Raw genomic sequence first — 24,671 nt, forward strand, 5'->3', positions numbered from 1 at the left:
TGGAGACCCGTACGGACTGCCGGAGGAGACATGGACGTGACGCGACACCCGGACACGGAGCTGCTGGAGACGGCCGTCGAGGCGGCCAGGGCGGTGGGCCCCCGGTTGCGCAAGGCGTTCCGGTCGCGGCCGGCGGTGACCACCAAACGCGACTTCCACGACCCGGTGACCGAGCACGACAGGGCGGCCGAGGAGACGATCCGCGCGGTGATCGACGCCCGCTGGCCGGGCAGCGCCGTCGTGGGCGAGGAGGGCGGCGAGACCGGCTCTGGAGACCTGCGCTGGTACGTGGACCCCATCGACGGCACCGCCAACTTCGCCGCCGGACTGCCGTTCTTCTGCGTCTCCATCGCGGCGGCCGTGGCGGGCGAGCTGGTGGCGGGAGTCGTGTACGACCCGGTGCGCGAGGACGAGTTCACCGCCTCCGGCGCGGGCGCCTGGTGCAACGGCACGCCGATCCGCAGCGTCGGAGCCTCGCGCGACCGGGAGGCGATGCTGCTGTCGAGCTATCCCACTCCCGAGGACATGGTCGCCGGGCGGGAGGAGGCGCTGGGCCGCTACGGCAGGTTCCTGGCGTCGTTCGCGGCCGTGCGGCGGCCCGGCAGCGCCGCGTTGAAGCTGGCGCACGTCGCGGCCGGCTGGTCCGACGCCGCCTACGGCACGGGCGCGAGCCCCTGGGACGTGGCGGCCGGCGCGCTGCTGGTGCGCCGGGCCGGCGGTGTCTACCTGGGCGACCCGCTGGCGAAGGGCGACTACCTGGCGCACGTGGACGGCTTCGACCTGAGCTCGTCGGCGCTGGCCGAGGTGACGCCCTGAGCGACCGACCCGGCCCGGCCGCCGCTGACGGCGGCGACCGACCCGGCCCGGCCGCCGCCGTCAGCGCGTTCGCCGGTAGTCGCCGGCGCGGCGCACGTGGTCGGCCATGAGACGTTCGGCGGCCGCCCCGTCGGCGGCGGCCAGGGCGTCCAGGATGCGTTCGTGCGCCTCCAGCTGCGGGCCGACCTGGGCGTCGTCCAGCCAGAGCGACGCCTCGGCGGGCACCGGGAAGCTGTTGCGCACCGCCCGGGCGTGCCTGCCGAGGAACGCCGGGCCGCCGATGTCGGCGATGCGCAGGTGGAAGAGCCTGCTCTGCTCGCCGAGCCGGTCGTGGTGGCCGGCCCCGGCATCGCGGACCATCGCGGCGTGCAGCTCGCGCAGCCCGTCGAGCTCCTCGTGGGTGATCCGGGCGGCGGCCAGGCGCGCGCCGAGCCCCTCCACGACCGCGCGCACGCCGTAGAACTCCTCCAGCGCGTCCTCGCCCAGGTCCACCACCGTCGCGCCGTGGTGCGCCTCATAGCTGATCAGCCGGTCGTTCTCCAGCCGGCGCAGCGCCTCGCGCACCGGCGTGACCGACACCCCGAGCCGGCGGGCGACCGCGCCGGCGCGCAGCGCCGTGCCGCCGGGGATGCGGGCCGAGCGGATCTCGTCGAGCAGCACGCTGTAGACGTAGTCGGCCTTGCTCATCGGCGGGCTCATCGGCGGGCTCGTCGGCGGGCTCGTCGGCGGGCTCGTCGGCGGGCTCGTCGGCGGTCGGGGCTCGCTGGTCGGCATGCACCCAGTGTCGTGCAATCTGGGCAAAGGTTGCGCCATTTCGTATTTCTTATACGTTATATGGTCATGACAAGCCTCGCCGGTCTGCGGGTCATCGACGCCGCGACGCTGTTCGCCGGACCCTCCGCCGCGATGATGCTGGGCGACTTCGGCGCCGACGTCATCAAGATCGAACATCCCCGGCGCGGCGACCCCGCGCGCGGGCACGGCGCCTCCGTGGACGGCGTGGGCCTGTGGTGGAAGACGCTCGCGCGCAACAAGCGCGCCGCCGCCGTGGACCTGTCGCACCCCGACGGGCAGCACGTCCTGCGCCGCCTGGCCGAACGCTCCGACGTCCTGATCGAGAACTTCCGTCCCGGCACCCTGGAACGCTGGGATCTCGCCCCCGCCGGCCTGCTGGAGCTGAACCCGCGCCTCATCGTGGCCCGCATGACCGGGTTCGGGCAGGTCGGGCCGATGGCCGGGCGGCCGGGGTTCGGCACGCTGGCCGAGGCGATGAGCGGGTTCGCGGCGATGACCGGGGAGCCCGACGGGCCGCCCACCCTGCCGCCGCTCGCCCTCGCCGACGGCATCGCCGGCCTCGCCATGGCGTACGCCGTCATGGTGGCGATCCAGGCCCGCGAACGCACGGGCCGCGGGCAGGTCATCGACATGGCGATCATCGAGCCGATCCTCGGCCTGCTCGGCCCGCAGATGACCGCCTACCGGGCGCTCGGTGTGGTGCCCCGGCGCACCGGCAACCGGTCCAGCAGCAACGCGCCGCGCAACACCTACCGCACCCGTGACGGCCGCTGGCTGGCCGTCTCCACCAGCGCCCAGCCCATCGCCGAACGCGTCCTCACCCTCGTCGGCCGGCCCGACCTGGTGGCCCAGCCGTGGTTCGCCACCGGCAGCGGACGGGTGCGGCACGTGGACGAGCTGGACGAGGCCGTCGCGACGTGGATCGCCGAACGGGACGCCGACGAGGTCATCGCCCGCTTCGAGGAGGCGCAGGCCGCCGTCGCGCCCATCTACGACGTCACCGACATCGCCGAGGACCCGCAGTACGCGGCCCTCGGCACCTTCCTCGACGTGCCCGACGAGGAACTCGGCACCGTCACCGTGCAGAACGTGCTGTTCCGCCTGTCGGACACCCCCGGCGAGGTGCGCTGGGCGGGGCGGCGGCTCGGCCGGGACACCGACGAGGTGCTCGGCGAGCTCGGCTACGGCGCGGAGGAGATCGCGGCGCTGCGCGGGAGCGGGGTGATCGCGTGACCGCCCCGGCGACCGCTCCGGCGCCTCGCGTCAGGGTGACCTGGCTGTACGTGCCCGGCGACCGGCCGGAACGGTTCGCCAAGGCGGTCGCGTCGGGGGCCGACGTGGTCATCATCGACCTGGAGGACGCGGTGGCGCCCGCCCGCAAGGACGAGGCCCGCGCCAACGTGGCCGCCTATCTGCGCGAGCGCGGCGCGGCCGCGCCCACGGACGGGGTGGAGGTGCACGTACGGGTCAACGACCTCGCCACCCAGCGAGGACTGGACGACCTGAGCGAGCTGGTGGACCTGCCGGGACTCGACGCCGTCCGGCTGCCGAAGGTCGAGTCGCCGCGCACGCTCGACCTGCTCGACCACTTCCCGGTGCCGGCGTACGCGCTGCTGGAGTCGGCGGCGGGCATCGTGCGGGCCGCCGCGATCGCGGCCCATCCGCGGGTCGCGGGCGTCGCGCTCGGCGAGCAGGACCTGGCCGCCGAGCTGTCCATCACGGACGCGAGCGCCCTCGACCACCTGCGGCTCCAGGTGGTGCTCGCCGCGGCCGCCGCCGGGCTGCCGCCGGTGCCGCTGTCGGTCCACCCGCACGTACAGGACGAGCGGGGGCTGCTCGCCTCGTGCCTGGCGGGCCGGGCGCTGGGCCTGTTCGGCCGGGCGGCCATCCACCCCCGCCAGCTCCCGGTGATCAGGCAGGCGTTCGCCCCCACCGCCGAGGAGACGGCCCGGGCCAGGGAGATCGTCGACGCGGCCGAGCGCGCCGAGCGGGACGGGGTGGGGGCGGTGGCCCTGCCCGACGGCCGCTTCGTGGACGCCCCCGTCGTGGCCCGCGCCCGCCGCACGCTCGCCCTCGCCGACCGCCTCGCCCCCGATCCCGGTCGGCGCCGGCGCGACGGCGCCGACCCGGGCCAGGCCCCCTCCGGTCCCGCCCGGCCCGGTCACGCCGCCCCCTGACCTCTCACGGGTTCCAGCGGGACGACAGCTCGCCGTCCTCCGGGGCGGGGCCGGGGAGCGGGCGGTGGGCGGGCGGCAGGCGCAGCGCGTCGAGCGCCAGCGCCAGGAAGCGGTGCCGGAGCTGCGAGGTGCGCTCCTGGCCGCCCAGCCTGACCGAGGCGAGCTGCTCGAAGAGCAGCGCGATGTCGGCGGTCGTCACGTCCGGCCGCAGCACCCCCGCCTCGACGGCCCGCCGGTGCACCTCGGTCGCCAGCTCGGAGGCGCGGACGGCGTCGCGGAACAGCTCCTCCGTGGGCTGGAACGTCCCGGCCAGCTTGATGGTGAGCGAGTTGGTGTCGGCGTCGACGATGCCGCGCATATAGCCGGCGAACTCCTCCCACGGATCGCGGCTCTCGCGCATCACCCGCTCGCACACCTCGATGTAGAGCTTCAGCCCGTCGCCGCAGAGCTTCTGCAGCAGCGCCTCCTTGCTGGGATAGCGGCGGTAGAGCGCGCTGATGCCCACGCCCGCCCGGTCCGCGACCGCCGCGATGGGCGCGCCGGGGTCGGCGGTGAAGACCTCCCGCGCCGCCTGGAGGATCAGCTCGTCGTTGCGCGCTGCCTGCGCCTTGCGGCCGCTCATGGGTGCAGTTGTCATGCACCCAGCATACGGGAACGAATGATTCCGTTCTACTATGCCGACACGTGACCCGCATTGGTCCGTATGTCTATACAAATGGTTGACATTGGGGTAGAACCGGGGCTAGCCCGTTGGTCCTTGGAGGTGTCCCATGAGACGTACCCCAATCGCGCTCGCCCTGCTCGCAGCCCTGACCCTGACCGGCTGTTCCACCCCTGCCGGACCCGGCACCGAGACCGCTCCCGCGGGGTCCGCCGCCCCGACCGGGGGCGGCACGTTCGCCGTCATCACCCACGGCGCCCCCGGGGACGCCTTCTGGGACGTGGTCAAGAACGGCGCCGAGGCGGCCGGCAGGCGTTACGGTGCCACGGTCACCTACCAGGGCGACGGCGACCCGGCCAAGCAGTCGCAGCTCATCGACCAGGCGGTGTCGAGAAAGGCCGACGGCATCGTGGTGTCCCTGGCCAACCCCGACGCGCTCAAGGAGTCCGTCGGCAAGGCCGTCGCCGCCGGGATCCCGGTGGTGACGATCAACTCCGGCAGCGACTCGTCCAAGGAGTTCGGTGCCCTCACCCACGTCGGCCAGTCCGAGGACGTGGCCGGGCGGGGCACCGGCGAGCAGCTCAAGGCCGCGGGCGTGACCAAGCTGCTGTGCGTCATCCACGAGGCCGGCAACATCGGCCTGGACCAGCGGTGCAAGGGCGCGGAGGAGACCCTCGGCGGCGCGGTCGAGCGGCTGCAGGTCGACGTGAGCAACCTCGCGGACGTCACCTCCAAGGTCACCGCCAAGCTCCAGTCCGACCAGCGGATCGACGGCGTCCTCGCGCTCAACCCCGCCGTGGCCGTCGCCGCCCGCGACGCCATCGCCGACGCCGGGTCGAAGGCCAGGCTGGCCACGTTCGACCTGTCCGCCGACGTGGTGACCGCGATCAACGCGGGGGAGATCCTGTTCGCCGTGGACCAGCAGCAGTACCTCCAGGGTTACCTGCCGATCACGTTCCTGACCCTCTACAAGGACAACCTCAACACCGTCGGCGGCGGGCTGCCCGTCAACACGGGACCCGGCTTCGTCACCAAGGACAACGCCGCGCAGGTCGCCAGGCTGGCCGAGGCGGGCACCCGATGAGCGGTCGAGAGGAGGCGGCGTGACGTCGGTGGCCGGCCGCGCCGGCGGGCGGACGGACGAGCGGGTCGCCGCCGGCGGGCTGCTGCGTCGGCTGCTCATCCGGCCCGAGCTGGGCGCCGTCGTCGGGATGCTCGTGGTGTTCGCGTTCTTCGCGAGCCAGTCGGCGGTGTTCCGCTCGCCCGCGGGCATCGCCAACTGGCTCGATCCGGCCGCCACGCTCGGCATCATGGCGGTCGCCATCGCGCTGCTGATGATCGGCGGCGAGTTCGACCTGTCGGCCGGGGTGCTGACCGGCACCACCGGGCTGATCGTCGTCACGCTGGCCACCCGCTACGGGCTCGACGTGTGGTCGGCGATGCTCGTCGCCCTGGTCGTGGCGCTGGGCGTCGGGTTCTGCAACGGGATGATGGTGACCCGGACCAGGCTGCCCAGCTTCATCGTCACACTCGGCACGTTCCTCATGCTGCAGGGCGTGAACCTCGGCGTCACCAAGGCCCTGACCGGCACCGTGCAGGTCAGCGGCCTGCGCCGGGCGGCCGGCTTCGAGGAGGCCCGAGCGGTCCTCGCGGGCACGATCCAGATCGGCGGCACCCCCTTCCGGGTGGCGATCCTGTGGTGGCTGCTCGTCACCGCCGTGGCCACCTGGGTGCTGATGCGCACCCGGGCGGGCAACTGGATCTTCGCGGTGGGCGGCGACGAGCAGGCCGCCCGCGCGGTCGGCGTGCCGGCCGCCCGTACGAAGATCGCGCTGTTCATGACGACGGCGTTCGCCGCCTGGCTGGTCGGCTCCATCCTCGCCCTGCGCTACACCTCCGTGCAGGCCAACATCGGCATCGGGCAGGAGTTCATCTACATCATCGCCGCCGTCATCGGCGGCTGCCTGCTGACCGGCGGCTACGGCTCCGCGATCGGCGCCTCGATCGGCGCGGTCATCTTCGGGATGGCCGACAAGGGGATCGTCTTCCTGGGCTGGGACGCCGACTGGTTCACGTTCTTCCTGGGCGGCATGCTGCTGCTCGCCACGCTGGCCAACCGCCTGGTCAGGCGGTACGCCGAGGAGGTGAGACGGTGATCCTGGAAGCGCGCGGGATCGGCAAGACGTTCGGCTCGGTGCTGGCGCTGCGCGACGTCTCCATGGGCGTCGAGGCCGGCCGGGTGACGTGCGTGCTCGGCGACAACGGCGCCGGCAAGTCCACGCTCATCAAGATCCTGTCGGGCGTGCACCAGCATGACGCCGGCACGCTGCTGCTCGACGGCGAGGAGGTGCGGCTGGCCGGCCCGAGGGAGGCGCTCGACCGGGGGATCGCCACCGTCTACCAGGACCTTGCGATGATTCCTCTCATGTCGGTGTGGCGCAACTTCTTCCTCGGCTCAGAGCCGCGCCGGGGCCTGGCGTTCGACGTCGCCAAGGCCAGGCGGGTCGCCCGCGAGGAACTGCTGGCCATGGGCATCGACATCCGCGACGTCGACCAGCCCGTGGGGACCCTGTCGGGCGGCGAACGGCAGTCGGTGGCGATCGCCAGGGCGGTCCACTTCGGCGCCCGCGTGCTCATCCTCGACGAGCCCACCTCGGCCCTCGGCGTCAAACAGGCGGGCGTAGTGCTGCGCTACATCGCCAGGGCGCGCGACCGCGGGCTCGGCGTGGTGTTCATCACGCACAACCCGCACCACGCCTATCCGGTGGGCGACCGCTTCCTGGTGCTCAACCGGGGGACGAGCCTCGGCGAGTACGGCAAGGCCGACATCACCCGGCAGGAGCTTACCGCGCTCATGGCCGGGGGCGCGGAGCTGGAGGAGCTGGAGCATGAGCTGAGACGCGAACAGTAGCCCGCCTACCTGCGGCCGGTGGCCAGCGGCAGCATGACGTGGTCGACCAGGCGGCGGGCCAGCTCGCCGTCCACCGGCTCGCCGCTGACCAGGCCCCGGAAGAGCAACGTCGCCGGGCCCACCTGCCACAGCAGCTCGGTGTCGGCGGCGGCGTCCAGCTCGCCCCTGGCCCACGCCCGCTGGAAGATCTCCAGCGCCAGGCGGCGGCGCCGCTCGACGTAGTGCGCGTCGACCGCCGCGGCGAGCCGCGGGTTGTGGCGCATCTCGCCGACGAGGCTCACGAGGACGTCGCCGAGCCGGTACAGGTCCTCGACCAGGAACTCCATGAAGGCGAGCAGGTCGGCGCGCAGCGCGCCCGTGTCGGGCGGCTCGGGCACGGGGGAGGCGGCGGCGGCGAACGCGGCCGCCGCGAGGTCGGTCTTGGTGGGCCAGCGCCGGTGGACGGTCTGCCGGCCGGCCCTGGCCCGCGCCGCGACGGCGTCGGCGCTCAGCCGCTCGTAGCCGCCCTCGGCCAGCACCTCCAGCGCCGCGCCGAGCAGCTCGGCCTCCCGCGCGGCGCCTCCTCGCAGGGGCGTCACGGACATGACTTCCACAGTAAGCGGGGACGGGGCGCGACTGTAAGGGTCAGCGCTGCCAGACTGTGAGGTCCACCGAGACGTGGTCATGCCTCCCGCTCGGAGCCGCGCCACCATCCGTGCCCGTCAATGAATCTACAACGTAAAGGCGCTCGGCTGAACGCACAACAGCCCGTTCCCGCGGGCCTCTCGTGGAAGGTCTCGGGAACGGGCGGCGGCGCGGGGCGTCAGCGCAGACCGGCGAAGAACTTCCGGACGTCGCGCACAAACGCCTCGGGCTGCTCCAGGGCGGCGAAGGTGCCGCCCCGGTCGTGCTCCACCCAGCCGACGATGTTGTTGTCCCGCTCGGCGAAACGGCGGATCGGCCGCAGGATGTCCTTGGGGAAGACCGAGACGGACGTGGGCACCGTCGCGGGCTTCAGCTCCCACTCGACGCTGGTGTCCTGCTCGGTGTCGGGCGTCTCCACGAACGACCGGGCCGCAGAGCCGGCGGTGTTGGTCAGCCAGTAGAGCATCACCGTGGTGAGCAGCCGGTCGGTGTCGACGCCGCCGTCGGTCCATTCGTGGTAGACGCCGGCGAACCACGACAGCAGCGCCACCGGCGAGTCGGCCATGCCGTAGGCGAACGTCTGCGGCCGGGCCGACTGGATGAGCTTGTAGCCGTACTGCTCGGTCAGGTAGCTCTCGCGGAACGCCATCCGCTCCTGCTCCACCTCGGTGAGGCCGTCGAGCTCGCCCGGCGCGCCGATGGGGAAGCAGATGATGCCGTTGCCGTGCATGCCGACGACCCGCTCGGGGGCGAGCACGCCGGTCTCGCGGGAGATCCAGGTGCCCCAGTCGCCGCCCTGCACGCCGAAGCGCTCGTAGCCGAGCCGGGTCATCAGCTCCAGCCATGCCCTGGCGACGCGGGTGGAGCCCCAGCCCATCTCGCGGGTCGGGCCCGACAGGCCGTATCCCGGCAGGGACGGGATGACGAGGTGGAAGTCGCGGCTGAGCGGCTCGATCACGTCGAGGTACTCGACGGGGGAGCTCGGCCAGCCGTGTGTGATCAGCAGCGGCAGCGCGTCCTCGCGGGCGGAGCGGACGTGCAGGAAGTGGATGTGCTGCCCGTCGATCTCGGTGGAGAACTGCTCGTGGCGGGTCAGCTCGCCCAGCGCGCGCTCCCAGTCGTAGCCGGTGCGCCAGTGGCGCACCAGCTCCTTCAGGTGGGCGAGCGGGACGCCCAGCCGCCAGTCCTGGCCGGGCACCTCGTCCGGCCAGCGCACCCGGTCGAGCCGCTCGTGCAGGTCCTCCAGGGCGCCGGCGGGCACCTCGAAGCGGTAGGGCCGGATGGAGTGGTGGGTCAAGGTCGTGCCTCCCGTAGCGTTTCGGTACGGTGTACCGTACAGCATACGGTTCGATGCGGCAACCCTGCTTCCACGGTCTTCGCGGCCGGTTCTGTACGCTCTTGGGGTTTATGTCGGGGGACCGGGGGAGTCGGGTGTCACTGGAACAGGTGCTGTTGCTGCTGGTGGCCGCGGCCGGAGCGGGCTGGGTGGACGCCGTCGTGGGCGGTGGCGGGCTGCTGCAGCTTCCGGCGCTCATGGTCGCCGGCGTGCCACCGGTCCAGGCGCTGGCCACGAACAAGCTGTCCTCCGTCTTCGGCACCGCCTCCGCCGCCGTCACGTACGCGCGGACCATCAAGGTGGACCGGCAGGTGACGATCCCCGGGGCGGCCCTGGCGGTGGCGAGCGCCGGGCTGGGCGCCTCGGCGGCGGCCGCGATCTCGGTGGAGGTGCTGCGTCCGGCCGTGATGGCGGTGCTGCTGGCGGTGGCCGTGTTCGTGGCGCTCCGGCCCGCGCTGGGATCGGCGCCCCGGCCGCACCTGCGAACCCGCGGCCGCACGGTGGCCGCCGTCGCGGTCGGCGGCGTGGTCCTCGCCTTCTACGACGGAATCATGGGGCCGGGCACCGGCACCTTCCTGATCATCGCGTTCACCACGATCCTGGGCTGGGACTTCGTCTCCGCGTCCGCCTCAGCCAAGATCCTCAACACCGGGACGAACCTGGGCGCGCTTCTCGTGTTCGGCTGGCAGGGGCACGTGCTGTGGTGGCTGGGCCTCGGCATGGCGGCCTGCAACATCGCCGGAGCCCAGGTGGGCGCCCGGATGGCGCTCAGGCGTGGCACGGCCTTCGTCCGGATCGTGCTGCTGTGTGTCGTCGTGGCGATGGTGATCCGGCTCGGCTGGCAGCAGTTCGGCTGACCCGCGCCCCCTCACCCGGTACGGGGACCCTGCGCCCGGCCGGCCGCCACCGCCACGGCGACGCCCAGGACGGCCAGCGCCAGGTTCGCGAACACCTCGTACCCCTCGAAGAGCGCCACCCGGTGCACCACCAGCCGGTTGAACGCGTTGAGCACGATCCCCATGAACGGCTGCCCGGCGATCTCGTCGATGGTGCCGCTGACCCCTTCCAGGATCATGAGGACGCCCAGGAGGCGGATGGCGTTGCGCATGCACCCACGCTAGTGACGGCGACCCCGCCGAGGATCGGCCATCCGGCTCGCCCGGACGGTCCAGCGATGATCTTTGGTCGCCGCGCCACCGACCAAAGTAGCGTTCCGCTCGCGAACCCGGCGGCCCCCACGGCCTCCGCTGACGCGCGGCCGGCGTCCGTACAATGGCCGCCATGCGCGCCGGCCGCCTGCTCTCCCTCCTCCTGCTGCTGCAGACGCGCGGCCGGATGACCGCCCCCGAGCTGGCGGCCGAGCTGGAGGTGTCGGTCCGCACCGTCTACCGCGACGTGGAGGCGCTGGCGTCCGCCGGTGTTCCCGTCTACGCCGACCGCGGCCCCGCGGGCGGCTACCAGCTGCTCGACGGCTACCGCACCCGGCTGACCGGGCTGACGGCCGAGGAGGCGTCCTCGCTGTTCCTGGCGGGCCTGCCCGGCCCGGCCGCGGAGCTGGGGCTGGCCGAGGTGGCGGCCACCGCCGAGCTGAAACTCCTGGCCGCGCTGCCGCCCGAGCCGCGCTCGCACGCCTCCCGGATGCGCGAGCGGTTCCTGCTCGACGTGCCCGGCTGGTACCGCACCGCCGACGACGTCCCGCACCTCAGCGAGGTGGCCGACGCCGTGTGGGAGCCGCGTCCGCTGGAGATGACCTACCGGCGGTGGGGCAGCGAGGAGGTCGAACGGATCGTCCACCCGTACGGGCTGGTGCTCAAGGGCGGCTCCTGGTACATGGTGGCCGCGCCGCAGGGGGAGCGGCCGCGCACCTACCGCGTCTCCCGCATCCTGCGGCTGCGGACGCTGCCCGGCCGGTTCGAGCGGCCCGCGGGTTTCGACCTGTCCGCGTTCTGGCAGGACTACGCCCGCGAGTTCCGCGCGCGCATGTACACCGCCGAGGCCGTCATCAGGCTGGCCCCCGGCGCCGACGGCCTGCTCGCCTACACGCTGGGCGGCGACGTGGTGACGGCGGCGCTGGCCGCCGCGGGCGAGCCGGACGCCGACGGATGGCGCACCCTCACCGTGCCGGTCGAGTCGTTCAGGCACGCCCGCTGGCTGCTGCTGCGCATGGGGGCGAGCGTGGAGGTGCTCGACCCGCCCGAGCTGCGCGCGATGATGGCCGAGGCGGTCGCCGACCTCGCCGAGCTCTACGGCTGACCCCCGCTGGTCTACCGTGGACACATGACGAACGACCTGGGAAGCCTGATGCGGCAGGCGCAGGACGACGACCCGTTGCTCGCCCTGCAGGCCACCACGGCGTTGCGCCACGAGCTGGAGCGCATGGAGGCGGTGCAGGTGCGCCGGGCGCGGGTGGCGGGGCTGCCCTGGTCGCAGATCGCCGACGCCATCGGCGTCAGCAAGCAGGCGGTGCACAAGAAGTACGGGCGCAGCTAGCCGGCCGCTACGGCGGCGTCCGGTCCGGCTCCGCTCCGGAGGCCGCCGTCTTCGACGCCGCCTCCGGCCGCGTGCCGCCGAGCGCCCCGGCGAACCACTGCAGCGCGATGTCCCAGGAGTAGCCGAGGCGGATGCGGCCGGCCACGGCGGGCGGCAACGTGTCCAGGCCGCGGTGCTCCAGCAGCACCTCGGTGCCGCCGGCCACGGGGGAGAAGACCACCTCGACCTCCATGCGGCCCGTCCGGTGCAGCAGGTCGGCCCACACGAGCCGGCGCGGCGGCTCCCACACCAGCACCCGCCCGGTGTCGACGTGCCCGCCGTCGTCCCACAGCTCCCGCAGGTAGCCGCCCTCGAACCTGATCGCCGTCGCCCGGGCCGGATCGACCCAGCTGTGCGGGCCGCGCACGTACCAGCCGTCGATCTCGTCGGTGAAGATCCGGAACGCCGTGGCCGGGTCGACCGGCACCGTCACCCGCGCCCGCACGCTGTCGGGCGGCCCGTCGGCCGGGCGGCTCACCGGCCGCGCTCCACGTGGTCCTTGAACGAGCCGAGCTGTTCGGCCCAGAACGCCTGCACCTGGTCCAGCCACGCGCGCAGCGCCTCGAACGGCTCCTGCCGCAGGGTGTAGAGCCGCAGCCGGGCGTCGTCGCCGCCCGTGGCGACCTCCACCAGCCCGACGCCGCGCAGCACCCGCAGGTGCCTGCTCAGCGCAGGTGCGCTCATCTGGACGGCCTGCGCCAGCTCCCCAGCCGGCCGGGGGCCCTCGCGCAGCAGGTCGATCACCTTGCGCCGGGTCGGGTCGGCGAGGGCGGCCAGCGTCGCGTCCACGTCGTCCACGTCTGCCTTCCACCGCCTTCGCCGGGGTCCTCGCCGTCCACGATAGCGGCGTGCGCGGCGGTCATCCTGCGGGCGCCGGGGACTCCTGGCGAGGCGGCTCGGCGGGCAGGGCGCAGCCGTGGCCGTGATCGAGGATGTCCTCGTACACCCTGACCTTGAACTCGATCAGGTCGAGGCTGCGGCCGAGCAGCTCCAGCTGGGCGTTGACCGTCTCGCGGTGGCGGCGCAGCAGCTCCAGCCGGCCGCTCTCGTTTCCCGGGCCCTCGGCGCTCAGCCGGGCGTACTCCCGGATGGCGGGCAGCGGCATGCCCGACGCGCGCAGGATGACGCACACGCGCAGCCATTCGACGTCCTGCTCGGCGTAGACGCGCCGTCCGCCGGCCGCGCGCCGCACCGGCCGCGTCAGCAGGCCCTCGCGCTCGTAGAAGCGCAGCGTGTGCACGCTCAGGCCGGTGCGCTCGGCCACCTGCCCGATGCTCAGTCCGTCCGTGTCGCTCGGCATGCGGGCCAGGATACGGCCTTGACCTGGAGCCGGCTCCAACCCCTGGCTTGTGCCCTCGAAGCATCGGCCGCACGCTCCCCGAGCTGGCCGTGGCCTTCGCCGCCGAGCGCCCCGCCGTCACCTCGGTGATCGTCGGGCCGCGGACCATGGAGCAGCTGGAGGCGCTGCTGCAGGGGGCTTCGCTGACGAGCGTGCCGCCCGCCCGCGTCCGCCCGCCTCCGCCTCACGCGCCGCCGAGCGCCCTTTTCAGGGCCACGGCGAAGTCGGCGGAACGGCCCACGAAGCCGCCGTGGTCGCCGGGGAACACGGTGGGCGGCGTGCCGAGCTGCTCGGCCAGCGCGACCGCGCTGCGGTAGGCGTACTGGCGGTCCGTCGAGGCGTCCCCGACCCCGATGACGATCCTGGCGGGGCCCGACCGCAGGGCGGCCACGTCGGGCAGGTAGCCGCTGACCGGGCGCAGCACGTGGGCGAGGAAGAAGTCGAGGTTGCCGCCGATCCGGCCCCAGCCCTCCATCATCTCGGGGCTGGGCGGGGTCCGCGGCGGCTCCTGCTCCTCGCCGCTGAGCCCGACGAGCTCCTCGAACCGCTTCATGCCCGCTTCGACCCCCTGGTCGCGGTAGGCCTGGTAGACCTCCTCGGTGCCCGCGACGTACTCCTCGGCGTCGGGCAGGACGCGCCCGCACGGCGGCTCGTGCGCCACCAGCACGCGCACCCGGCCGGGATACCGGGCGGCCAGGTTGAGGCCGATGACGGCGCCGCCGCTGGAGCCGAACACGTAGGCGGGCTCGTCCCCCAGCTCGGCGAGCAGGCGGTGGGCGTCGTCGCCGTGCACGTCGGCGTCCACGTCCTGCGCCGGGCCGTCGAGGACGCTGCGGGAGTTGCCGCGCGGGTCGTAGGCCACGACCGTGAAGCGGTCGGTGAGGTGCGGCACGAGGTCGGCGAAGATCGCGGCGTCGGTGGGGCCGCCCGGGATCATCAGCAGCACGGGGCCGCTGCCCCGCACCTGGTAGTAGAGGGTCGCGCCGGGAACCTTGAGCGTCTTGTTCGCTTCCATGCCCTGACCCTCTCACCGACAAAAAAATTTGTCAACAGGTGGGTGCGGAGGCGCGGAGCCCCACCCGGCCAGGGCGATCGGACGGGGCCCCGCCGGCCTCTCCGGGCGCCGTCCCGGGAACCGCTCCCGGGACGGGCCTCACTTCCAGAAAGTGACCTCGGGGAAGGCCGCGGAGGGGCCGTCCAGCAGCCGCTGGTCGCGCTCGCGCAGGTGCCGGTCCATGAAGGCGGTCACGTACGCCCGGGTGATCTCCAGCTCTCGGGCCGACTGCTTGGTGAGCAGCGGGTAGTCCGTGAAGGAGGAGTGGTCGCCGCCTCGCACGGTGAGCCAGCGCTTCCAGCCCGTCATGCGCGCCCAGTCACGGCCCCAGGTGACGTCCTTGCCGCCCGGCTCGTGCGCGTCGCCCGCGCCCATCAGCATGAACGGCCGTGCCGGCCCCTTGTCCGGGACGGGAACGAAGAAGGTGCCGTCCATGTTGACCCCGGCGCGCACGCGCGGGTCGTTCAGCATCGTCCACGTCGTGCTGGAGCCGCCCAGCGAGTGCCCGGCCATGCCGATGCGTGAGCGGTCCACGAGCCTGCCGCCCTGCCACACCGGATGCCGCCCGAGCAGCCGGTCGAGCACGAACGACACGTCCGCCTGCCGGGCCCTGACCGCCTTGTCCCCGAACTTCCAGGCGTCGGCTTCCTGCTCCGCGCAGGCCTCGCAACCGGCCAGCCGGCCGCCGGGCAGGCTGGTGCCGTACGACTCGTGGACGTGGTCGATGCCGGCGACCACGTACCCCCGGCTGGCCAGCTCCTCCGCGAGGCCGGTGAGCGACGAGCGCGCCATGGTGAACCCGGGCGAGAGCACCACCAGCGGCAGCGCTCCCTTGCGCCCGGCCGGGCGGGCGCCGGTGACCGCGTGGGTCCTGATGCCGCTGAGCGCCTCCTTCGGCACATCGGTGATCTTCTGGCCCGCCAGGAGGGCCGCGGCCTCCGCGTCGGTCATGTACGGCGCGGGCCGGCCCTCGCCCCTGCGGGCCGGGTACCACAGCGAGACCATGAGCTCCCTGGCCTTCGCCGTGGGCACCCAGGGGTCCGGACGGCCTCGGTCGACCAGGTGCAGGCTGACCGTTCCCACCGGCTGCGACCCGGTCGGGGCGGGGAGTGCGAGGCTCTCACCCGGGGCGGGCTCGGCGCGCGCCGGACCCGTCGCCTGGGCCGGCACGGCCGCGACGAGGGCGAGCAGACCCGCGGCGACGGCGCCCGCCACGCGGGCGCCGAGCATGATCGTGATTCTCATGCCGCCCATGCTCCAGGTCCCGCCGCGGCGTCCGCTTCGGTCGAACGTCCACGCTCCACCTGCGACTTCCGGGCCACCGTCTACGCCCGTGGTCGTACCGGACGCGACCACGCCGCCGCCTGGCCGCTTCGGGTGGACCCGTGCCCCGCCCGTCCTCCGGAGATTCTGTCGGTGGGCGTGTGGATGATGGGGGCATGGCTTCTTGGCGGGAGTTCGAAGATCAGGCGCCCGAGCTGGCGGCGGTGGCGCGGCGGTTGATGGACCGATACCAGCACAAGGTGCTGGCCACGCTCCGGAAGGACGGCTCGCCGCGGGTCAGCGGCACCGAGGTCGACTTCCGCGACGGTGAGCTGTGGCTGGGGTCCATGGCGGGTGCGGTCAAGGCGCTCGATCTGCGGCGAGATCCGCGCATGGCCGTGCACGTCACCTCCGCCGCCCCCGACCCGGCCGACCCGTCGAGGTGGGAGGGTGACGTCAAGCTGGCCGGGAGGGCGGTGGAGGTGACCGACGCGCAGGTGCTCGCCTCGTTCGAGCTGCCCGGCGTCGGCTCGCACCTGTTCAGGGTGGAGCTGACCGAGGTGGTGTGGACCCGCGTCGAAGCCGACGACCTGGTCATGGACTCCTGGCGTGAGGGAGTGGGCGTCCGGCACCTCCGGCGCAAGTGATCTACAACGTCGGACACGCGATCGCCGGTGCGCCCGCACGCCCTCCACGACGGCGGAAGGCCCGAGACGGCGGTCAGTGCACGGCGAAGCCGCCGTCGACGAAGAGCATCTGGCCGGTGACGAAGCCGCAGGCGTCGCTCGACAGGAACACCGCCGCGCCCGCGAAGTCCGCGGGCACACCGTTGCGGCCGACCATGTGGCGGGCCGCGAGCTGCTCGGTGCGGCCGGGGATCGCCTGGGCGGGCGCCGTCAGCGGGGTCAGCACGAAGCCGGGGATGATCGTGTTGACCTGGACCCCGTGCCGCGACCAGGCCTCGGCCTGCGAACGGGTCAGCCCGGCGATGCCGGCCTTGGCCGCACCGTAGACGCCGCTGTCGCCGAAGGCGCTGACGGTCTGCTGGGAGCCGACGTTGATGATGCGGCCCCAGCCGCGCTCGGCCATGCGCGGGCCGAAGTGCTGTCCGAGCAGGTAGGGGGCGGTCAGGTTGACCGCGATGGTCTGCTCGTAGTCGTCGAGGGTGAGCTCGGCCATGGGCTTGCGGATGTTGTTGGCGGCGTCGTTCACCAGGATGTCGATGTGGCCCGCCTCGTCGCAGACCCGCTGGACGGCGTCGCGGTCTCCCAGGTCGGCGCTGATGGCCGAGGCGGTGACGCCGTGCCGCCGTAGCCCGGCCAGGGCCTCGTCGAGTGCCGCCTGCCGGCGGGCCACGATGACCACCTCGGCGCCGGCCCGGCCGATCGCCTCCGCCATGGCGTACCCGATGCCGGAACTGCCGCCGGTCACCAGGGCGCGGCGGCCGTCAAGGGAGAAGAGCTCACGCAAGTAGTCGGACACGGATGAGCAAGCTAGCAGGCGGCGCCGGAGTTTTCCAGGGATTGACCGATGATGGGATGAATGCTGCGGGAGCGCGGCGACGTCCGGCCGGGCCGCCGGGTCCGGCAGGGCGGCGAGCGCTACGCCGGCTGGTCGCGGAGGGTGGGCAGGCCGGCGGCGAGGGCGGCGAGGGCGCGGCGGAGGGTGGGCAGGAACGGCGGGCACAGCGCGGCGAGGAGATGGGGTTCCTGCTGGTAGAGCTCGGCGATGGCGGGCGAGGGGTGGGAGGCCGCGTACAGGCAACCGGCCAGCCAGGCGGCGAGGTGGGTGAGCTCGACGGCCTCGTCCACGGTCAGCTCGGGATGCGCCCGGGCTACCGCGCGGCCGAGTCCGGTGGTCAGTTCGAGGGCGGTCTCCTTGAAGGCGCGGGCCGCGGTGAGCGAGACGTTGTGCTCGAGGTGCTGGGAGAGCTGTCCGAGCAGGTCGCAGAAGAGGGGCCGCTCGGCCAGGGTCTCGGCCAGCACGGTGACGACGTCGCCCGGCGGGGTGGGCGCGCCGAGCCGTTGGACGACGGCGTCGTGCCAGTCGCGGCCGGCCTCGCTCAGGAGCTCCAGGTAGATCTCCTCGCGGGTGCCGAAGTAGCGCACCACGTTCGACTTGGCCAGCCCGACGGCCGTGGCGACGCCGCCGAGGGTGACGTTGCGGACCCCGGACTCCAGGGCGAGCCGGCGGGCGGCTTCGAGGATCGCCTCGCGCCGTTGTTGCTTGTGCTCCGGCCGTCTGGCCCGCACGAACGTGGGTCGGGTCATAGCCGACCCAGCATACGCCCGGCACCTAACGGAACAGCAGTCTCTTGTTAAGGGAACGGTGTTCTGTTAATGTCGGCCGGGCATGCCGCCCCCGTACGGCGGGGCATGCTGGACGGCGACGGACGCGATCGGAGAGAGCACATGGCCGAAGTGCGGATACGGGTCAACGGCGCCACCGCGACGCTCGACATCGAACCCCAGGTCAGCCTGCTCGACGCGTTGCGCGAGCACCTCGGCCTGACCGGCGCGAAGAAGGGCTGCGCGCAGGGAGCGTGCGGCGCGTGCACGGTGCTCGCCGACGGCGAGCGGATCGTCTCCTGCCTCGCGCTGGCGGTGCAGTACGAGGGACGGGAGATCACCACCGTCGAGGGCCTCGCCGACGGCGAACGACTGCACCCGCTCCAGAAGGCGTTCATCGCCCACGACGGCCTCCAGTGCGGATACTGCACCCCGGGCCAGCTCTGCTCGGCGATCGGGATGCTGGCCGAACACCGGGCGGGAGCGCCGAGCGCGGTGACCGAACAGCCCCCCGGCCTGCCGGAGGCCCCTTCCGGGCCGCCTCCCGTGCTCTCCGAGGCCGAGATCCGCGAGCGGATGAGCGGCAACCTGTGCCGCTGCGGCGCCTACAACGGGATCGTCGCCGCGATCCAGGAAGTCGCCGCCACGGACGCGGAGATGACGCGCTGATGAGGCCGTTCACGTACGTGCGCGCCGGAGACGTCGCCGAGGCGGTGCGCGAGGCGGCGCGGCCGGGCGCGAAGTTCCTCGGCGGCGGGACCAACCTCGTCGACCTGATGCGCGAGGACATCGAGCGGCCGAGCACGCTCGTCGACATCACCCGGCTCCCGCTGGCCGAGGTGACGGAGCCGCCGGGCGGCGGGCTGCGGATCGGCGCGCTGGTGCGCAACAGCCACCTGGCGGCGCACCCGCTCGTGCGCGCCCGCTACCCGGTGCTGTCGCAGGCGCTGCTCAGCGGCGCCTCGGCGCAGCTGCGCAACATGGCGACCGTGGGCGGCAACCTGCTCCAGCGCACCCGCTGCCTGTACTTCTACGACGGCGCCGCCGCCTGCAACAAGCGGGAGCCCGGCAGCGGCTGCGACGCGATCGGCGGGTTCAACCGCTACCACGCCGTGCTCGGCACGAGCGAGAGCTGCATCGCCACGCACCCGTCCGACATGGCGGTCGCGCTGGCCGCCCTGGACGCGGTCGTGGAGGTGACGGGCGAGGGCGGCACGCGCCGGATCTCGCTGGGCGACTTCCACCGCCTGCCCGAAGGCACCCCGCACCTGGAGACGACGCTCCGGCCCGGTGAGCTGGTGACCGCCGTGGAGCTGCCCGAGCTGCCCGTCGCGGCCCGGTCCCGCTACCGCAAGGTGCGCGACCGGGCCTCCTACGCCTTCGCCCTGGTGTCGGTGGCCGCGGCGCTGGAGGTGCGCGACGGCGCGGTCGGCGCCGTGCGGCTGGCGCTCGGCGGGGTGGCGGCCAAGCCGTGGCGGGCGCACGAGGCCGAACGGGTGCTGCTCGGCGGGCCGGCGACGGAGGAGGCGTTCCGGCAGGCGGCCGACGCCGAGCTGGCGGCGGCGACCGGCCGGCCGGACAACACGTTCAAGATCGAGCTGGCGCGGCGGACCGTCGTGGCCACGTTGCGGCAGCTGGCGGCCGAGGCGGGCACGGCATGAGCGGCAGACCCGGTTTGACCGGAATGACCAGCATGAGCGGCCGGAGCGGTGTGGGCAACGTGAGCGTGACCGGTCGGCCCGGTCACGGAGGTCCGGCGGGTACGGGTGACGAGAGGAGCACGGCATGACCACGGTGACCGAGGCGCCGGCCCCGCCCGGCGGCGCGACGGGCGTCCGCCCGGTGGGCGCGCCGGTCGACCGGGTGGACGGCCGGGAGAAGACCACGGGCGCGGCCCGCTACTCGGCCGAGTACCCCTATCCCGATCTGGCGCACGCCGCGCTCGTGCCCGCCACGATCGCGCGGGGCCGCGTCACGCGCATCGACACGGACGAGGCGGCCGCCGTCACGGGCGTGCTGGCCGTGCTGACCCACCTGAACGCGCCCAAGCTGAAGCCGGCACGGCGGCCGACCCCGTTCGACCTGAGCGGCGCCGTCTCCGGCACGCCGGTCGACTACCTGGGCACCGACGAGGTCCACTGGGACGGCCAGCCGGTGGCGGTGGTCGTCGCCGAGAGCCTGGAGGCGGCACGGCACGCCGCCCGGCTGGTGCGCGTCGGCTACGAGGAGAGCCCGGCCACGGTCGACTTCGCGGCCGAGCTGGACCACGCCGAACCCGACAAGGGCAACCCCGTGCAGCCGGGCCGGACGGTCAAGGGTGACGCCCCGGCCGCGCTCGCCGCGGCGGCCGTCTCGGTGGACCTGCGTTTCCGCACGCCGCCGTACAACCACAACGCGCTCGAACCGCACTCGACCACCGCGGTCTGGGACGGCGACCGGCTGACCGTGCATGAGGGGACCCAGCACATCGGCTGGCTGCGCAAACACCTGGCCAACCGGTTCGGCGTGCCGGCCGACGGGGTGCGCGTCGTCTCGACGTACGTCGGCGGCGCTTTCGGCGGCAAGTTCCGGGTGTGGGCCGGCACGCTCCTGGCGGCGCTGTCGGCGCGGGCGGTGGGCCGGCCGGTGCGGCTGATGCTGACCCGCGAGGAGGTCTACCGCACCGTGGGCGGCCGCACGCCGTCGGTGCAGCGGGTGGCGCTGGGCGCGCGGCCGGACGGCACGCTGACCGCGATCGTGCACACGGCGATCACCCGGACGGGACGCTCGGGTGGCGACGTCGAGCCGGTGACGGGAGTCACCCGGCATCAGTACGCCTGCGACAACATCCTGGCCGAGCAGAAGCGGGCGCGACTGGACGTCCTGCCCAACACCACCATGCGGGCGCCGGGCGAGTCGATCGGCACGTTCGCGCTGGAGTCGGCCGTCGACGAGCTGGCCGTCCGGCTGGGCCTGGACCCGATCGAGGTGCGCATGCGCAACGATCCTGAGGTGGGCCCGGTGGACGGCAAGAAGTTCTCCCACCGCAGGGTGCGCGAGGCGTACGCGGCGGGCGCCGAACGGTTCGGCTGGGACAGGCGGGACCCGCGGCCGGGCTCGATGCGGGACGGCCGGTGGCTGGTCGGCATGGGGGTGGCCACGGCCTACCACCCGGCGCTCATGATGGGCGCGCAGGTGACGGTGCGGCTGTCGGCCGGCGGGTCGGTGCTCGTGCGGTGCGGGTTCCACGAGTTCGGCAACGGGGCCTCGACGGCGCAGACCCAGATCGCCGCGCAGGCGCTGGGGGTGCCGGTCGAGGCGGTGACGGTCGAGTACGGCTCCTCAGACCAGCCGGTGGGGCCGATGGGCGGCGGGTCGATACAGACGGCGAGCGTGGCCGCCGACCTGCTGGCCGCCTGCGAGAAGGTCAGGCGGGAGGTGCTCGACCTGGCCGGGCGGTCGCCCGACTCGCCGTTGCGCGGGTGCGCGCCAGGTGACGTCGAGGCGCGCGACGGCGGGCTGTTCCGGGTGGGCCGGCCCGGCGCGGGGGAGACGTACGCGGTGATCCTCGGCCGGGCGGGTCGCGGCGAGGTGGAGGCGGCGGTCGGCACGGGGTCGCGGCTGGCCGGGGTGGCGGGGCAGGCGCGGTCGTTCGGCCGGGCGCTGCGCGGCCTGCGGGGGTTCGGCCGGGCGGCGACCGGGGCGCAGTTCTGCGAGGTGCGCGTCGACTCCGACACGGGCGAGGTGCGGGTCACGCGGTGGACGGGGGTGTTCGACATCGGCACGGTGGTCAACCCCAAGCTGGCCGGCAGCCAGCTGCGCGGCGGGATCGTCATGGGGCTGGGCATGGCGCTGGGCGAGGAGACGCTGGTGGACCCGCGTACCGGCCGGATCATGAACCCGAGCCTGGCGGAGTACCACATCCCGGTCCACGCCGACGTGCCGCGGATCGACGTGCACGTGCTGGACGACCCCGACCCGACGATGCCGCTCGGCGTGGTCGGGGCGGGGGAGGTGGGCATCACCGGGGTCGCCGCCGCGGTCGCGAACGCGGTGCGGCACGCGACGGGGCGGCGGCTGACCGAGCTGCCGATCACCCTGGACCAGCTGCTGTGACGGGCTCCGTGGCCGGATCCAAGGAACCGGTGGTTCGTAGACTGGCGGCGTGACGACGTTCCAGCGTGCGCGGAGCGAGGAACAGCGCGCGATCCGCCGGCGGGCGATCCTCGACGCCACGGCGGCGATGCTCGACGAGATGCCGGTGGGCGATATCAGCCTCAACGAGCTGAGCCGGCGCGTCGGGCTGGCCAAGTCCAACGTGCTGCGCTATTTCGACTCGCGGGAGGCGATCCTGCTGGAGCTGCTGGACCGCGCCCGGCGGGAGTGGACGGCCGAGCTGCCCGGCCTGCTCGCGGCCGAGATCGACCCGGCGGGCCCGGCGGCAGGGCGCGGCGACCGGTTCGCCGCGGTGCTCGCCCGTTCGCTGGCGCGGCGGCGGGTGCTGTGCGACCTGCTCAGCGCCCAGGCCGGGGTGCTGGAGCACAACGTCTCCGCCGAGGTCGCGGCCCGCCACAAGAGGGCCGCGCTGGCGAACGTCGGTGAGCTGGCCGCGCTGGCGGCACGTCACCTGCCCGAGCTGGGGGAGCTGGCGCGCCCGTTGTGCGCGCAGGCGATCCTGGTGACGGGAGCCGTCTGGACGCACGCGCGGCCGTCGCCGGCGATGCTCGCCGCCTACGAGGCCGATCCGTCGCTCGCGGTGCTGAGGACGGACTTCGCCCGCATGCTGGAGGAGACGCTGGCGACCCTGGTGGCCGGCGCGCTGGCCCGCGCCGCCCGCTGAGAGCGGTCGTGGGCGGCTCGCGGCGCCCGCTGAGAGCGGTCGCGGGCGGCTGCCGGCGCCCGTGGGCGAGCTTGTCGGGCCGGCCTGGCCGCACGCGTCGTGCACGGACTTCCCCGGGCGCCTACCGGCGGGTGTCCGTCGGGTCCAGCCGCAGGCGGTCGGCCAGCCCGGCGGCGGTGAAGGCGGCCACCAGGTCCTCCAGGCCCTCGGTGAAGTGCGCCCAGCTGTCGTAGTGCACCGGCACGACCCGGCGGGCGCCGAGGATCTCGGCGGCCTGGGCGGCCTGGGCGCTGTCGAGGACCAGCGGCGCGCCGTCGAACAGGACGGGGAAGCGGGGAGCCCCGGCGAAGAGGATGGCGGTGTCCACCGGGCCGAAGCGCTCGGCGATCTCCTTGACCGCGTCGAGGGAGGCGTTGTCGCCGCTCACGTAGACCGTGGGCAGCCCCTCTCCGGTCAGCGCGAATCCGACGACCTGCCCGGTGATCGGTTCGACCAGCTCTCGGGCGCCGGGCCCGTGGATGGCGGGCAGTCCCGTCACGGTGATCGTGCCGCCTCCGGGACGGTCCAGGTCGATCGACTCCCAGTCGGCCAGCCCCCTGGCTCCGCCTCCGAGGCGTCGCGCGCCACCGGGCGTGGTGAGGGTGAGGGGGACGTCGGCGAGCAGGGCCCGGCCGGAGTCGTCGAGGTTGTCGGGGTGCTCGTCGTGGGAGAGGAGGACCACGTCGATGCGGCCGAGCTCGGCGGGGCCGGCGGCGGGGGGCGCGGTCTTGGTCAGCGGCCGGCCACCGGGTCTCGGGTAGCCGCCGGGTGCGTCGAAGGTCGGATCGGTGAGGAACCTCAGCCCGCCGTACTCGAAGAGGGCGGTCGGGCCGCCGAGGACGCGGACGGGAACTGCTCACGGATCGTGCCGGTAGAAGCCATGACCACAACACCTCACGGATAGGAAGCGGGTTATCCGTGAGTGACGGTAGCGGTTTCTCACGGATGAGCGCAAGCCGTACCATGAGGGCATGGAGGAGAGCGCCCCCGCCACGCCTGCCCCGCCGTCCGCGCCGGGGGCGGAGCAGTATCCCGCCCTCGACTTCGCCAACAGCGCCATCGCCCTGCCCGGCGGCCAGTTCGTCGACCTCCTGGGCACCCCGGCGGACGCCGGCCGGTGGCTCGCCGACCACGGCCTCGCTCCCGCCGGCACCGACGCCGGGCTGCGCGAGATGTGCGCGGCTCAGCTGCGCACCCTGCGCGAACAGATCCGGGCGCTGCTCGCCTCCCAGGTGGACGGGCACCCCGTCCCCACCGGCGCGCTCAACGCCGTCAACGACGCGCTGACCCGCGCCCCCGCGTCCGACCTGCTGCGCTGGGACCCCACCCGCGGCCTCTACCGCGCCGCCCCGCACCCCACCACCCAGATCGTCGACCACGCTCTGGCGACGCTGGCCGCCAGCGCCGCCGACCTGCTCACCGGCCCCGACGCCGGACGCCTCACCGCCTGCGGCTCCGCTCCCTGCAACCGCTACCTGCTGCGGCACGGCCGCCGCACCTGGTGCTCGGTGCGCTGCGGCGACCGCGCCCGCGCCGCCCGCGCCTACGCCCGCCGGGCTCAGGTCGGCCCATGACGCCCGTGCCCGCCGGGCCCAGGCCGGCCCATGACGCCGGCCGGCCCGGTCACCCGCCAGGTCACCCGCCAGGTCACCCGCCAGGTCACCCCTGTGACGGTCCCTCGCCGTCCTCGTGCAGCGCCGACGGCTTGTGGACGGCCTTCTTGCCGGTGCCGGAGCTGCGGACGACGTACTGGGGCTCGTCCTCGGACGCCGCGACGGTGCGGCCCGCCTCCCGCGTCCGCTCGGTGATCTTCTTCTCCACCGTGCCGTGGACGGTGTTCCCATGGCTCCGCCACGTGACCTCGTCACCGATGCCGGGCTCTTTGTCGCGCTTGTCACCCATGCGCTCCGCGCTACCCTGGCGTGCGCGCGCACTCCGCTCCGCGGGCAAATTCCCGCTTTACCCCTGATCCGGATCGACCGTGGTTCGGGCGGAACTCTCCCGGGCAGCCGCCCGTGAG

General features: G+C 73.8%; 28 protein-coding genes and 1 pseudogene. 15 read left to right on the top strand and 14 right to left on the bottom strand.

The window, feature by feature from the left end:
• Positions 1 to 30: 30 nt before the first annotated feature.
• Positions 31 to 816 carry an inositol monophosphatase family protein gene (locus CXR44_RS29515; RefSeq protein WP_101789408.1) on the top strand — a complete coding sequence of 262 codons (786 nt, stop codon included), beginning with the start codon at positions 31 to 33 and terminating at the stop codon, positions 814 to 816.
• Positions 817 to 876: 60 nt separating this feature from the next.
• Here CXR44_RS29515 and CXR44_RS29520 read toward each other — a convergent pair whose 3' ends face one another.
• The gene (locus CXR44_RS29520; RefSeq protein WP_101789409.1) at positions 877 to 1,503 is read right to left on the bottom strand and encodes a GntR family transcriptional regulator; all 627 of its coding nucleotides are present in this window, start codon (positions 1,501 to 1,503) and stop codon (positions 877 to 879) included.
• A 153-nt stretch (positions 1,504 to 1,656) separates the two neighbouring features.
• Here CXR44_RS29520 and CXR44_RS29525 point away from each other — a divergent pair, with 153 nt between their 5' ends.
• On the top strand, positions 1,657 to 2,844 hold the full coding sequence (locus CXR44_RS29525) for a CaiB/BaiF CoA transferase family protein (protein WP_101789505.1): 1,188 nt from the start codon (positions 1,657 to 1,659) through the stop codon (positions 2,842 to 2,844).
• Positions 2,841 to 3,788, top strand: a complete 948-nt coding sequence (locus CXR44_RS29530; RefSeq protein ID WP_101789410.1) for an HpcH/HpaI aldolase/citrate lyase family protein — start codon at positions 2,841 to 2,843, stop codon at positions 3,786 to 3,788. Before CXR44_RS29525 ends, CXR44_RS29530 begins: the two co-directional genes overlap by 4 nt.
• Positions 3,789 to 3,792: 4 nt before the next feature.
• Here CXR44_RS29530 and CXR44_RS29535 read toward each other — a convergent pair whose 3' ends face one another.
• Complete coding sequence (locus CXR44_RS29535; RefSeq protein ID WP_245899538.1) at positions 3,793 to 4,425, bottom strand: TetR/AcrR family transcriptional regulator; 633 nt, start codon at positions 4,423 to 4,425, stop codon at positions 3,793 to 3,795.
• 133 nt (positions 4,426 to 4,558) lie between these two features.
• Between CXR44_RS29535 and CXR44_RS29540 the strand changes: the two genes are divergently transcribed.
• The 3 genes from CXR44_RS29540 to CXR44_RS29550 are packed head-to-tail and all read left to right on the top strand — an operon-like array spanning position 4,559 to position 7,360.
• On the top strand, positions 4,559 to 5,533 hold the full coding sequence (locus CXR44_RS29540; protein ID WP_101789412.1) for a sugar ABC transporter substrate-binding protein: 975 nt from the start codon (positions 4,559 to 4,561) through the stop codon (positions 5,531 to 5,533).
• 19 nt (positions 5,534 to 5,552) lie between these two features.
• A complete protein-coding gene (locus tag CXR44_RS29545) occupies positions 5,553 to 6,605 on the top strand; it encodes an ABC transporter permease (RefSeq protein WP_245899540.1) in 1,053 nt (350 codons plus the stop codon).
• A complete protein-coding gene (locus CXR44_RS29550; protein WP_101789413.1) occupies positions 6,602 to 7,360 on the top strand; it encodes an ATP-binding cassette domain-containing protein in 759 nt (252 codons plus the stop codon). Before CXR44_RS29545 ends, CXR44_RS29550 begins: the two co-directional genes overlap by 4 nt.
• A 5-nt stretch (positions 7,361 to 7,365) precedes the next feature.
• Here the strand turns inward: CXR44_RS29550 and CXR44_RS29555 are convergent, their stop codons facing one another.
• Both CXR44_RS29555 and CXR44_RS29560 read right to left on the bottom strand, forming a co-directional pair.
• Entirely contained in the window at positions 7,366 to 7,944 is a 579-nt protein-coding gene (locus CXR44_RS29555) for a TetR-like C-terminal domain-containing protein (protein WP_180903765.1), read from the bottom strand.
• A 218-nt stretch (positions 7,945 to 8,162) separates the two neighbouring features.
• On the bottom strand, positions 8,163 to 9,281 hold the full coding sequence (locus tag CXR44_RS29560) for an epoxide hydrolase family protein (protein ID WP_245899542.1): 1,119 nt from the start codon (positions 9,279 to 9,281) through the stop codon (positions 8,163 to 8,165).
• 134 nt (positions 9,282 to 9,415) lie between these two features.
• Between CXR44_RS29560 and CXR44_RS29565 the strand changes: the two genes are divergently transcribed.
• Positions 9,416 to 10,177 carry a TSUP family transporter gene (locus tag CXR44_RS29565; protein ID WP_101789416.1) on the top strand — a complete coding sequence of 254 codons (762 nt, stop codon included), beginning with the start codon at positions 9,416 to 9,418 and terminating at the stop codon, positions 10,175 to 10,177.
• An 11-nt stretch (positions 10,178 to 10,188) separates the two neighbouring features.
• Here the strand turns inward: CXR44_RS29565 and CXR44_RS29570 are convergent, their stop codons facing one another.
• Entirely contained in the window at positions 10,189 to 10,428 is a 240-nt protein-coding gene (locus tag CXR44_RS29570) for a hypothetical protein (RefSeq protein ID WP_101789417.1), read from the bottom strand.
• Between the two features lie 173 nt (positions 10,429 to 10,601).
• Here CXR44_RS29570 and CXR44_RS29575 point away from each other — a divergent pair, with 173 nt between their 5' ends.
• The gene (locus tag CXR44_RS29575; RefSeq protein WP_101789507.1) at positions 10,602 to 11,573 is read left to right on the top strand and encodes a helix-turn-helix transcriptional regulator; all 972 of its coding nucleotides are present in this window, start codon (positions 10,602 to 10,604) and stop codon (positions 11,571 to 11,573) included.
• 24 nt (positions 11,574 to 11,597) lie between these two features.
• The gene (locus CXR44_RS29580) at positions 11,598 to 11,810 is read left to right on the top strand and encodes a hypothetical protein (protein ID WP_101789418.1); all 213 of its coding nucleotides are present in this window, start codon (positions 11,598 to 11,600) and stop codon (positions 11,808 to 11,810) included.
• A gap of 7 nt (positions 11,811 to 11,817) precedes the next feature.
• Here the strand turns inward: CXR44_RS29580 and CXR44_RS29585 are convergent, their stop codons facing one another.
• From CXR44_RS29585 to CXR44_RS29610, 5 genes are all read right to left on the bottom strand, one after another.
• Positions 11,818 to 12,327, bottom strand: a complete 510-nt coding sequence (locus CXR44_RS29585; protein WP_180903766.1) for an SRPBCC domain-containing protein — start codon at positions 12,325 to 12,327, stop codon at positions 11,818 to 11,820.
• The gene (locus tag CXR44_RS29590) at positions 12,324 to 12,647 is read right to left on the bottom strand and encodes an ArsR/SmtB family transcription factor (RefSeq protein WP_101789420.1); all 324 of its coding nucleotides are present in this window, start codon (positions 12,645 to 12,647) and stop codon (positions 12,324 to 12,326) included. The genes CXR44_RS29585 and CXR44_RS29590 overlap by 4 nt, the downstream gene beginning before the upstream one ends.
• Before the next feature lie 61 nt (positions 12,648 to 12,708).
• Complete coding sequence (locus CXR44_RS29595) at positions 12,709 to 13,149, bottom strand: MerR family transcriptional regulator (RefSeq protein ID WP_101789421.1); 441 nt, start codon at positions 13,147 to 13,149, stop codon at positions 12,709 to 12,711.
• Positions 13,150 to 13,372: 223 nt separating this feature from the next.
• Positions 13,373 to 14,203, bottom strand: coding sequence for an alpha/beta fold hydrolase (locus CXR44_RS29605; protein WP_101789422.1), 831 nt, complete (start codon positions 14,201 to 14,203; stop codon positions 13,373 to 13,375).
• Positions 14,204 to 14,341: 138 nt separating this feature from the next.
• Positions 14,342 to 15,487 carry an alpha/beta hydrolase family protein gene (locus tag CXR44_RS29610; RefSeq protein ID WP_245899543.1) on the bottom strand — a complete coding sequence of 382 codons (1,146 nt, stop codon included), beginning with the start codon at positions 15,485 to 15,487 and terminating at the stop codon, positions 14,342 to 14,344.
• Between the two features lie 194 nt (positions 15,488 to 15,681).
• Here CXR44_RS29610 and CXR44_RS29615 point away from each other — a divergent pair, with 194 nt between their 5' ends.
• Positions 15,682 to 16,152: a pyridoxamine 5'-phosphate oxidase family protein gene (locus CXR44_RS29615; protein ID WP_101789424.1), complete on the top strand. Its 471-nt coding sequence runs from the start codon at positions 15,682 to 15,684 to the stop codon at positions 16,150 to 16,152.
• A 73-nt stretch (positions 16,153 to 16,225) separates the two neighbouring features.
• Here CXR44_RS29615 and CXR44_RS29620 read toward each other — a convergent pair whose 3' ends face one another.
• Together CXR44_RS29620 and CXR44_RS29625 are read right to left on the bottom strand one after the other, a co-directional pair.
• Positions 16,226 to 16,987: an SDR family NAD(P)-dependent oxidoreductase gene (locus CXR44_RS29620; protein WP_101789425.1), complete on the bottom strand. Its 762-nt coding sequence runs from the start codon at positions 16,985 to 16,987 to the stop codon at positions 16,226 to 16,228.
• 119 nt (positions 16,988 to 17,106) lie between these two features.
• Entirely contained in the window at positions 17,107 to 17,775 is a 669-nt protein-coding gene (locus CXR44_RS29625) for a TetR/AcrR family transcriptional regulator (RefSeq protein WP_101789426.1), read from the bottom strand.
• A 141-nt stretch (positions 17,776 to 17,916) separates the two neighbouring features.
• Here CXR44_RS29625 and CXR44_RS29630 point away from each other — a divergent pair, with 141 nt between their 5' ends.
• The 4 genes from CXR44_RS29630 to CXR44_RS29645 all read left to right on the top strand — a co-directional run bounded on the left by CXR44_RS29630 (position 17,917) and on the right by CXR44_RS29645 (position 22,612).
• Entirely contained in the window at positions 17,917 to 18,462 is a 546-nt protein-coding gene (locus CXR44_RS29630; protein ID WP_101789427.1) for a (2Fe-2S)-binding protein, read from the top strand.
• On the top strand, positions 18,462 to 19,454 hold the full coding sequence (locus tag CXR44_RS29635; protein WP_101789428.1) for an FAD binding domain-containing protein: 993 nt from the start codon (positions 18,462 to 18,464) through the stop codon (positions 19,452 to 19,454). Before CXR44_RS29630 ends, CXR44_RS29635 begins: the two co-directional genes overlap by 1 nt.
• Positions 19,455 to 19,578: 124 nt before the next feature.
• Positions 19,579 to 21,888, top strand: coding sequence for a xanthine dehydrogenase family protein molybdopterin-binding subunit (locus CXR44_RS29640; protein WP_101789429.1), 2,310 nt, complete (start codon positions 19,579 to 19,581; stop codon positions 21,886 to 21,888).
• A 49-nt stretch (positions 21,889 to 21,937) separates the two neighbouring features.
• Positions 21,938 to 22,612, top strand: coding sequence for a TetR/AcrR family transcriptional regulator (locus tag CXR44_RS29645; protein ID WP_101789430.1), 675 nt, complete (start codon positions 21,938 to 21,940; stop codon positions 22,610 to 22,612).
• A 121-nt stretch (positions 22,613 to 22,733) separates the two neighbouring features.
• Here the strand turns inward: CXR44_RS29645 and CXR44_RS29650 are convergent.
• Positions 22,734 to 23,480, bottom strand: a pseudogene (locus CXR44_RS29650) (MBL fold metallo-hydrolase); the annotation flags it as partial.
• A gap of 142 nt (positions 23,481 to 23,622) precedes the next feature.
• Here CXR44_RS29650 and CXR44_RS29655 point away from each other — a divergent pair.
• Positions 23,623 to 24,225: a CGNR zinc finger domain-containing protein gene (locus tag CXR44_RS29655; RefSeq protein ID WP_101789432.1), complete on the top strand. Its 603-nt coding sequence runs from the start codon at positions 23,623 to 23,625 to the stop codon at positions 24,223 to 24,225.
• 85 nt (positions 24,226 to 24,310) lie between these two features.
• Here CXR44_RS29655 and CXR44_RS29660 read toward each other — a convergent pair whose 3' ends face one another.
• Positions 24,311 to 24,553, bottom strand: coding sequence for a hypervirulence associated TUDOR domain-containing protein (locus tag CXR44_RS29660; protein WP_101789433.1), 243 nt, complete (start codon positions 24,551 to 24,553; stop codon positions 24,311 to 24,313).
• Between the last annotated feature and the right edge of the window lie 118 nt (positions 24,554 to 24,671).

Source organism: Nonomuraea indica (assembly GCF_002850745.1).
Lineage (GTDB): Bacteria > Actinomycetota > Actinomycetes > Streptosporangiales > Streptosporangiaceae > Nonomuraea > Nonomuraea indica.